The organism is Streptomyces violaceorubidus, from assembly GCF_000717995.1.
Classification (GTDB): Bacteria; Actinomycetota; Actinomycetes; order Streptomycetales; family Streptomycetaceae; genus Streptomyces; species Streptomyces violaceorubidus.
This window is the reverse complement of the sequence record NZ_JODM01000169.1, coordinates 1-582: the sequence shown is the minus strand read 5'-3', so window position 1 is coordinate 582 and position 582 is coordinate 1. Positions and strand designations below refer to the sequence as shown.

2 protein-coding genes are annotated in these 582 nt (G+C 72.2%); both read left to right on the top strand.

Annotated elements, in window-relative coordinates; genetic code table 11:
* Positions 1 to 245, top strand: a 245-nt coding sequence (locus IE94_RS40750; RefSeq protein ID WP_209441121.1) for a hypothetical protein, incomplete at its 5' end; no start/stop codon positions are given.
* Between the two features lie 20 nt (positions 246 to 265).
* Positions 266 to 582, top strand: a 317-nt coding sequence (locus tag IE94_RS36795; protein WP_037924947.1) for a hypothetical protein, incomplete at its 3' end; no start/stop codon positions are given.

The following is a 582-nucleotide window of genomic DNA, read 5'->3' as shown; positions in this document are numbered from 1 at the left end:
AGCGGTTCACCGTGCATGCCGGGGATTTCACCGCGCTGTCGGAGGCGGACCGGCACGTGGCGGCTGTGGCGTACGTTCTGATGCGCGGCACCACCGAACAGGTCGAGTCGGCGGTGACGCGGGCGCGGGCTGCGGGTGTTCGGGCCGGTCAGGGTGAGGCCGTCGCGGTTGGCACGCCGTCGGCTGGTGTGGTGTGGGAGCGTCCCGAGGGGTTGAGTGCTGGTGAGAGCGTCCCGAGGGGTTGAGTGCTGGTGACCTGCGGGCGGTGGAGGCGGCCGAGGCCGCCTTGCGTGGTGCGGTGTCTGAGGAGGTGTTCGCGCGGGCCGAGCGGTGGGCGCTGGGGCGGGTGGGCGCCGATCATGTGGCGTTCGTGGACAGGCGCAGTGCTGGGGCCGAGGAGCGTGGCCGGCTGATCGCGTCGTTCGTGACGCTGCTGACGCACGAGTATCTGGTGGCGGGTGAGGAGCATGCGGCGGCGCTTTCCCTGGCGCTGGCGAAGCGGTACGGGACGCGTCGTACCACGGGCTCCGGTGGTGCTCCCGGCGGTCTTTCCCGGTCGGGGTCCACCGGTGGGCAGCAGGC